The 4,658-nt window shown below is 38.3% G+C and carries 4 protein-coding genes; 3 read left to right on the forward strand and 1 reads right to left on the reverse strand.

Annotation, left to right across the window (positions count from 1 at the left end; all coding sequences use genetic code 11):
* Nucleotides 1-294: 294 nt before the first annotated feature.
* Together GQR46_RS16410 and GQR46_RS16415 are read left to right on the forward strand one after the other, a co-directional pair.
* Entirely contained in the window at nt 295-1,620 is a 1,326-nt protein-coding gene (locus GQR46_RS16410; protein ID WP_165726146.1) for an OprD family outer membrane porin, read from the forward strand.
* A gap of 107 nt (nt 1,621-1,727) precedes the next feature.
* The gene (locus GQR46_RS16415; RefSeq protein ID WP_165741545.1) at nt 1,728-2,597 is read left to right on the forward strand and encodes an alpha/beta hydrolase; all 870 of its coding nucleotides are present in this window, start codon (nt 1,728-1,730) and stop codon (nt 2,595-2,597) included.
* 68 nt (nt 2,598-2,665) lie between these two features.
* Here the strand turns inward: GQR46_RS16415 and GQR46_RS16420 are convergent, their stop codons facing one another.
* On the reverse strand, nt 2,666-3,055 hold the full coding sequence (locus GQR46_RS16420; protein WP_007585609.1) for a DUF2750 domain-containing protein: 390 nt from the start codon (nt 3,053-3,055) through the stop codon (nt 2,666-2,668).
* 503 nt (nt 3,056-3,558) lie between these two features.
* Here GQR46_RS16420 and GQR46_RS16425 point away from each other — a divergent pair.
* The gene (locus tag GQR46_RS16425; protein WP_165741546.1) at nt 3,559-4,602 is read left to right on the forward strand and encodes an alkene reductase; all 1,044 of its coding nucleotides are present in this window, start codon (nt 3,559-3,561) and stop codon (nt 4,600-4,602) included.
* Nucleotides 4,603-4,658: the final 56 nt, after the last annotated feature.

A 4,658-nucleotide genomic window follows, 5' to 3' on the forward strand; every position in this document is an offset into this window, starting at 1 on the left:
CCAATATTATGACGCTTTTAAAGGGAACTATCGGTATAGGTACGAGCGAGCAAGAGACAATGCTCACCTTGCTTTTATAATTCATCCGAAACAAAACAAACACTTAATATTTTATAATATGAAAATTAAAACATTAAAAACTTATATTGTTCTATATTTTAGTAGCGTGAAAGAAAACGTGATTACTTAAAATGTAATTACCTTATGACTTGTTTGCCGTATAGGTCGAAAAAATACACGCTGCTATGCACTGCACAGTTAAAACTTAAACAAAACAAGGTAACGGAGATAACTATGGCTCACCGAGTATCTAAATTACTTGCGGCAACAGGCGCAGTATTAACATGTATTTCTATTCCTTCGTATGCCGCTGTTAATGGGCTGACAGAACAAGATGAATTTAATATAAAACTTAGATCAATTTATTTTGACCGTGACTACGATAACGACGCAAGTGACGATTCAACTTTTGCTCAAGGTATAGAGCTCAATTACACATCGGGTTATATAAACGATTTAGTGAGTGTGGGTGTATCGACTTACACCGTGATGGATATTAATTCTACGGGTTCAGCCGCAGGTAATATTTTGCCAGCAGGTAATGAGAGCGGTGGAGTTGACGATAGCTTTTCTAAATTTGGACAATATTTTTTAGATTTTAAATTGGGCAACAACGGTCACGTTAAAGTAGGTGGGCAAAAAACCAAAAGTATGTTGCTTAAAAGCTCTGGGAGTCGGGCTATTCCTAATACTTTTAGAGGCGTTTTTGGCGATTACAAAATTGGTAACACTAAATTATACGGTTACGTTTACGATAAATGGAGCCGTCGACACGATGATAGATGGGAAGACTTTTCTACCGATCAATCGGCAACTGGTGCTATTAGCGTAATTTGGGGCGTAGGTGCTACGCATAAAAAAGACAATCTAATATTAGAGGCTGAATATTTAAATTCGCACAATTATTTAAGTAAAATCGGATTAAAAATCAGTTACGACATTAAGCTTGAGCAAAGTAAGTTAACCCTTTCAACTGGCATATTTACCTCACAAGATGATGGCGATTTATTTGTAACAGGCGCAGAGGGTGGTGATTTAGATGATGAAGATGCACCTGGTGCATTAACAGGTTTAACCAAAAGTGAAAACGATGGGTTTGCCTATTACCTAGATGCTGATTGGAAAAAAGATATTTGGAGTGTAGGTGCGGCATTTACTAAAGTAAGTGATGCTTGGATTGAAGATAATTTCAGTGGCGACCATGGTACAAACCCATTTCCAACTCGCTCATTAATTGGTGCTGATTTAACAAACCAAAATGAAACATCATGGCAAGCTCGTTTAGGAATTGATTTGAAAGCAGTATCGCCTGGCTTAACAACTAAATTTTACTACACAGACGGCAGCGATGCTGAAAACTCTGCGTTGGGTAAGTTAGGCGGCACAGCCGACGAAAAATATTGGGCTGTAGATACCCGCTATAAAGTTGAGAAAATAAAAGGCTTAAGCTTACGCTGGCTATTTGTAGATTATACAACCGAAAAATCAGGCAGTGTTGATGGTGTTAAAGGCGATAGAGCTGACCATCGAGTTTATGTAGATTACACTATTAAATTTTAACATGACTTTTAATAAGCCAATGCAAATTTTATGCATTGGTTTTGTTTCCTTTTTTAATTACCTTTATGATAAAACTAACAAATCAATAATAAAAATTAAGCTAATATATGTTTTCTCTTCAACAGTGGCAATCACAGGGTCAATTTACTCAAATTAGTGGCCATCAAATTTTTACTAAAACAGCTGGCGATATAACTAAGCCTGCGTTGCTTTTAATACATGGCTTTCCAAGTGCTAGTTGGGACTGGGAAGGTATGTGGCAAACCCTTAGTGAACATTATTTTGTAATTACACTCGATATGCTAGGTTTTGGTTTGTCAGATAAACCTAAAAATGCAGGCTATAAAATTACTGAACAAGCCGACTTATATACTCAATTTTTAAAAACGTTAAATATTAATGATATACATATTTTAGCTCATGACTATGGCGATACTGTGGCTCAAGAGTTATTAGCAAGGCAAGTCGTTAGCCAAAGTGACTTTAAAATAAACAGTGTCTGCTTTTTAAATGGTGGGTTATTTCCTGAGGTGCATAAACCCTTATTTATACAAAAGCTTTTACTTTCAAAGCTAGGTTGGATAGTGCCAAAATTAATGAATAAACAAAAATTTGCCAATAATCTAGTTACTATTTTTGGTAAAAGTACACCGCCCTCAAAACAAGTGGTAGACACACTTTGGGAGCTGCTAATTTATAAAGATGGTTTAGCCGTTATGCCCAAACTCATTAGTTATATAAAGCAGAGGCAGCAAAACCGAGAACGCTGGGTTGGTGCCATCATAAATAGCAATATACCACTTACGTTTATAGCAGGCGCAGAAGACCCAATCTCTGGTAAGCATATGATTGAGCATTATAAAAAGCTTATTCCCAATGCGCGCGTACAAGAGTTTGTAGAGCTTGGGCATTATCCGCAAGTAGAAAATCCAGATGCAATTACGCAGGCTTATTTGAATTTTAGATATTGCCAATAAAAACGCGACTACTAAATTAAGTGCCGCGTTTATAAATTTTAGAACTCTGAGTATTTAGGCTTTGAACCTTAATATTTTTGCTTTGGCGCTTTTAATTGTTTTTCAAATTCATCTGAAAACAATATCGTGCCATCATCTTCCTCTGTAGGGAAGGCAGCAATAAGTAAGTCATCTTCCTCAAGACCCGGTGTCCAGCGACTAAACCAGTCAGCAAGTGGGATTGCTTTAGCGCTGCAGCCAGCCCATTCGCCAGTTGCCCATGCTTCTGCAAATTCGCGAGTTGGCCAAACTGGCACACAGTCGTCATCTTCGTTGGCAAGCATAACGCAGCCATCATCATCGTTTAAAATCCATACTTGCTTGAACTGTTGTACGGTTTCGAACATATAGGCTAGGCGTTTTTTTGCTCCAAGTCCTAAAATTACTGCGTGTTCTTCACTTAAATTTGGCGTTGTCATAATTAGCTCACTCTTAATTACTATTGATATTAGGGCGTGTTGACCTTTGTGGATTGAAATTTGTTCAATCTAGGGGCGATTAAATCGCGGCGCGAGGTTTGTAACCTAGTGGGCTAAGTAAAAACCGAGCAACAAAGAGTTAATCGTCCCTAGAAAGAACCCTTTGGGCAGCGCATGTTTGGTCTTTATGCTGCGTTATCGCCTATTTATGGGGAATAACCACACTACATAGGCTTTGCCCTGCCTAAAAACCAAACATACTGCTGCAAATTCACCCACCAAAGATCAACACGCCCTAGTATATCTAAATTATATGCACACAAGTATATCGAGTTATATGACAGAGTGTTGAAAAGTTGCTATTTAATTTCAGCAATGCAGATCTAATTTGTAGATTGATCAGTATAATTTCTCACTAATTTGAGCGATCATTCAAAAATAAGCTTGAATGTTTGTAAAAAGGCCACATTGTAGTAAGCATATACTTAATGAAGGATTGAAAAATGACAACTGATCTACTTGCTCCGTATAAATTAAATAACACGATTGAGCTTAAAAACCGCGTACTTATGGCGCCATTAACGCGTTGTATGGCTGACGATAACTTAGTGCCAACACAAGATATGGTTGAATATTATGCTCGCCGTGCCGAAACCGGTTTAATTATTAGTGAAGCAACTATTATTCGTCCAGATGGACAAGGTTACCCAAATACTCCGGGTTTATTTAGCAGTGAGCAAATTCAAGGTTGGAAAAAAGTAACTGACGCAGTGCACGCTAATGGCGGCAAAATGTTTGCACAGCTTTGGCATGTTGGCCGTGTTGCACACCCTCACTTTTTTGATGGCGATGTACTTGCTCCATCGGCAATTGGCGTTGAAGGCTCTGTACCACGTATGCGTGAGCTTACATACATCACACCAAAAGCAGCCACTACTGATGATATTAAAAGTCTAGTTGCTGATTTCGCAAAAGCTGCTGAAAACGCAATTGAAGCAGGCTTTGATGGGGTAGAGATTCACGGTGCTAACGGTTATTTAGTGGACCAATTTTTACATTACGCTGCAAATACACGCAGCGACGAATATGGTCAAACGCCTGAAAACATGTCGCGTTTTGCACTAGAAGTAACCGATGCGGTTATTGCTGCTGTAGGCAGTGATCGTACTGCACTTAGATTAACACCGGGTGCTTACTTTAATATGAGCGAAGATAGTCGCGATAAAGCGGTATTTGATTACTTATTAACAGAACTTGAAAGCAGAGAATTAGCGTACTTACACGGCGGTATTTTTGACGATAGCATGCGCTTTGACTCGCTTGAAGGCAAAAGCATCTCTGAATTTTTACGTGCAGGCTACAAAGGTACATTAGTAGGTGTGGGTAGTTATAGTTTTGAGTCAGCAAAAGAGGCTATTAACGATGCTAAGTTTGACTTAATCGCTATTGGTCGCCCACTTATTGCAAACCCAGATTACATTAGCAAAATTGCAAACGGTGAAGAGTTAGTACCATACAGCGATGAAATGCTTGCACAATTGAAATAAATTACTATTTGTAATAAGTTCTAGAAAATAATTAAGACACCCAAAGTTAAACCTTT

Origin of the sequence: Pseudoalteromonas sp. Z1A6, from assembly GCF_011378745.1 — a bacterium.
In the GTDB taxonomy this organism is placed as follows: domain Bacteria; phylum Pseudomonadota; class Gammaproteobacteria; order Enterobacterales; family Alteromonadaceae; genus Pseudoalteromonas; species Pseudoalteromonas arctica.

Coding starts and splice junctions, on each gene's coding strand:
- GQR46_RS16410 (WP_165726146.1), top strand. CDS start 295: ATGGCTCACCGAGTATCTAAATTACTTGCGGCAACAGGCGCAGTATTA.
- GQR46_RS16415 (WP_165741545.1), top strand. CDS start 1,728: ATGTTTTCTCTTCAACAGTGGCAATCACAGGGTCAATTTACTCAAATT.
- GQR46_RS16420 (WP_007585609.1), bottom strand. CDS start 3,055: ATGACAACGCCAAATTTAAGTGAAGAACACGCAGTAATTTTAGGACTT.
- GQR46_RS16425 (WP_165741546.1), top strand. CDS start 3,559: ATGACAACTGATCTACTTGCTCCGTATAAATTAAATAACACGATTGAG.